Here is a 3,477-nt window from a genome sequence, read left to right on the forward strand (position 1 = left end):
GCGGGTGGCGCTGGCGCGGCGCGCGTCCTGGCGACGGCTGGCCGCTGCCATGGCCATCGCCGGCACGCTGGCCACGGCCATCGCGGCGGTGTCCACCGATGCCTCGGTGACAGCAGCGGGTTGCCCGGATGCCGGCGGCAACTGCGCCTGGCTGGCGATCACCTGCGGTGCGGAGACATCGACGGGCGGCGCCTCCTGCAGCTTTTCGCGGCCTACGAACAGCGCCACGGCGGCAACCGAAGCCGCCAGTGCGCCGCCACCCCAGGCACGCCAACCACTACGGCGGGCCTGACGCTTCGGCTCGGCCTGCGGCGCAGGCTCGGCGGCGATGGCGGCAGCCACGGCGGCACTGAAACCGGCCGGTGCCAGCAGTGACGCCTGGCCACGCATGACGTCACCCAGCAGCTGCCAGCGTTCCTGGCAGCCAGCCAGTTCCGGATCATGTTCCATGCGGCGCACCAGGAAGCGCGCCTCGTCTGCCCCCAGCTCGCCGTCGACCAGCGCCGACAGCTGCTGGCGATGGCGTTCGTCCAGGCGTTGCCCGGCGGGAGACTGGTGGTTGTGCGATTCGTTGTTCGGAATGCGGGTCATATACGGCTCTTCTCGCGGGTGGCACTGCCGATGTCCAACAGCGGCCGGAGTTCGGTGTCGATCGCCTCGCGCGCCCGGAAGATCCGTGAACGCACGGTGCCGATCGGGCACCCCATCTTCTGCGCGATTTCCTCGTAGCTCAGGCCTTCCACCTCGCGCAGGGTGATCGCTGACCGGAGTTCTTCCGGCAGCGCGTTGACGGCCTTCATCACCGTCTGTTCCAGCTCCTGGCGCATCAACTCGCGCTCCGGCGTGTCGGTGTCGCGCAGGCGTGTGCCGCTGTCGAACTGCTCGGCGTCACCGATGTCGATGTCATCGGTCGGCGGGCGGCGATTGTGCGAAGCCAGATGATTTTTGGCGGTATTCACGGCGATCCGATGCAACCAGGTTGAGAACTGGGCGTCGCCACGGAAGCTTCCAATCGCACGGTAAGCACGGATGAAAGTGTCCTGGGCCACGTCCTGACATTCACTCCAGTCGGCGATGTAGCGACCGACCAGGGCCACGACCCGATGCTGGTACTTGCGCACCAGGACATCGAAGGCGGCACTCTCGCCGTGCTGCACGCGCCGGACCAGTTCCAGATCCAGCTCCTGTGGTGTATCAACATCGGCCATGAGGGGCCGCACTCCTGTCAGCCCAACCGACGTCGGGCAATGAGACTGCCAATCCCGGGAAAAGTTCAGTCGCCGATCACCTGGCGCCGCACCAGCTTTTAACCACCGTTCCGTTAACGTTCCGGTCCAAGGCCTGCGATCCGGGGCGCCACACCCCTGCTATTGGGATTTGACGCGGGGGAAACAACCTCTGGATCATAGCCCCCTTCTCCATACACAACCGGATGGAACGTCCATGCTCTCAAGCTTCGATGGTCTCCGCTTCAGCCACTGGCACCCCGAGATCCGCGACGATGGCGTGGTGGTCCTCTCCCTTGATCGTCAGGACAGCAGTGTCAACGCAATGTCGCAGGATGTCCTGCTGGAGCTGGGCGATCTGCTTGAGCGCATCGCCATGGACCCGCCCAAGGGCGTGGTGATCCAGTCGATCAAGAAGGCAGGCTTCATCGCCGGCGCCGACCTGAAGGAATTCCAGGAATTCGATCGCCGCGGCACCGTCAACGATGCCATCCGCCGTGGCCAGTCGACCTACCAGAAGCTGGCCGAACTGCCCTGCCCGACCGTGGCCGCCATCCATGGCCATTGCCTGGGCGGCGGCACCGAGCTGGCCCTGGCCTGCCGCTATCGCGTCGCGTCCAATGACAGCTCCACCCGCATCGGCCTGCCGGAAACCCAGCTGGGCATCTTCCCGGGCTGGGGTGGCAGCGCGCGCCTGCCGCAGCTGGTCGGCGCGCCCGCTGCGATGGACATGATGCTGACCGGACGCACGCTGTCGGCCTCGGCCGCACGCGGCATCGGCCTGGTCGACAAGGTGGTGGCACCGGCCGTCGTGCTCGATACCGCCGTGGCGCTGGCCTTGTCCGGCACCACCCGCCCGTTCAAGCAGCGTGCGACGGCGTGGGCGACCAATACCTGGCTTGCACGCCAGCTGCTGGCACCGCAGATGGTCAAACAGGTCGCGCGCAAGGCGAAGAAGGACCAGTACCCGGCGCCGTATGCGTTGATCAGCACCTGGCAGCGCAGCGGCGGCAAGCCGGTGCAGGCACGCCTGGATGCCGAACGACGCGCGGTGGTGAAGCTGGCCAGCACACCGACCGCACGCAACCTGATCCGCATCTTCTTCCTCACCGAACGCCTGAAGGGCCTGGGCGGTGGTGATTCCGGCATCCGCCACGTGCACGTGGTCGGTGCCGGCGTGATGGGCGGCGACATCGCCGCGTGGGCGGCCTACAAGGGCTTCGACGTGACCCTGCAGGACCGCGAGCAGCGTTTCATCGACCCGGCCATGGAACGCGCGCAGGCGCTGTTTGCCAAGAAGGTGCGCGACGAGAGCAAGCGCCCGGCCGTCGCCGCGCGCCTGCGTGCCGATCTGGAAGGCAACGGCGTGGCGCAGGCCGATCTGGTCATCGAGGCGATCATCGAGAACCCGGAAGCCAAGCGTGCGCTGTACCAGACGCTGGAGCCGAAGATGAAGCTCGACGCGTTGCTGACCACCAACACTTCGTCGATTCCGCTGGTGGAACTGCGCGATCACATCCAGCGTCCGGCGCAGTTCGCCGGCCTGCATTACTTCAACCCGGTGGCACAGATGCCGCTGGTGGAGATCATCCACCATGACGGCATGGCGCCTGAGACCGAGCGCCGCCTGGCGGCCTTCTGCAAGGCGCTGGGCAAGTTCCCGGTGCCGGTGGCCGGCACCCCTGGCTTCCTGGTCAACCGCGTGCTGTTCCCGTACATGCTGGAAGCGGCCACCGCATACGCCGAAGGCATTCCGGGGCCGGTGATCGACAAGGCGGCCGTGAAGTTCGGCATGCCGATGGGCCCGATCGAACTGATCGACACCGTGGGTCTGGACGTGGCCGCTGGCGTGGGCAAGGAACTGGCACCGTTCCTGGGCCTGCAGATTCCTGCGGCGCTGCAGACGGTGGAACCGGACAAGCGCGGCAAGAAGGATGGCCAGGGCATCTATACCTGGGAAAACGGCCGGGCCAAGAAGCCGGACGTAGCACGCGACTACCAGGCGCCTGCCGACCTGGAAGATCGCCTGATCCTGCCGCTGTTGAACGAGGCAGTGGCGTGCCTGCACGAAGGCGTGGTGGCCGATGCGGACCTGCTGGATGCGGGCGTGATCTTCGGTACCGGTTTCGCACCGTTCCGCGGCGGTCCGATCCAGCACATCCGCGCAGTCGGTGCCGATGCCATCGTGGAGCGCCTGAAGGCGTTGCAGCAGCGTCACGGTGACCGCTTCGCCCCGCGCCCGGGCTGGGAC

Annotated in this window: 3 protein-coding genes; 1 reads left to right on the top strand and 2 read right to left on the bottom strand. The window is 66.9% G+C overall.

The features are described 5' to 3' along the window. On the bottom strand, positions 1–591 hold a 591-nt coding region (locus DBR20_RS19485), incomplete at its 3' end, for an RseA family anti-sigma factor (protein WP_258223431.1). Then, positions 588–1,208 (bottom strand): RNA polymerase sigma factor RpoE, encoded by a 621-nt coding sequence (gene rpoE / locus DBR20_RS19490; protein WP_025877103.1) that lies wholly within the window; start codon positions 1,206–1,208, stop codon positions 588–590. The genes DBR20_RS19485 and rpoE, both read right to left, overlap by 4 nt. Positions 1,209–1,443: 235 nt before the next feature. Between rpoE and DBR20_RS19495 the strand changes: the two genes are divergently transcribed. Further along, a partial coding sequence (locus DBR20_RS19495; RefSeq protein ID WP_108267802.1) for a 3-hydroxyacyl-CoA dehydrogenase NAD-binding domain-containing protein occupies positions 1,444–3,477 on the top strand: 2,034 nt, incomplete at its 3' end.

This window comes from Stenotrophomonas sp. HMWF023 (assembly GCF_003060985.1).
Taxonomy (GTDB): domain Bacteria; phylum Pseudomonadota; class Gammaproteobacteria; order Xanthomonadales; family Xanthomonadaceae; genus Stenotrophomonas; species Stenotrophomonas lactitubi.

Coding starts and splice junctions, on each gene's coding strand:
- rpoE (WP_025877103.1), bottom strand. CDS start 1,208: ATGGCCGATGTTGATACACCACAGGAGCTGGATCTGGAACTGGTCCGG.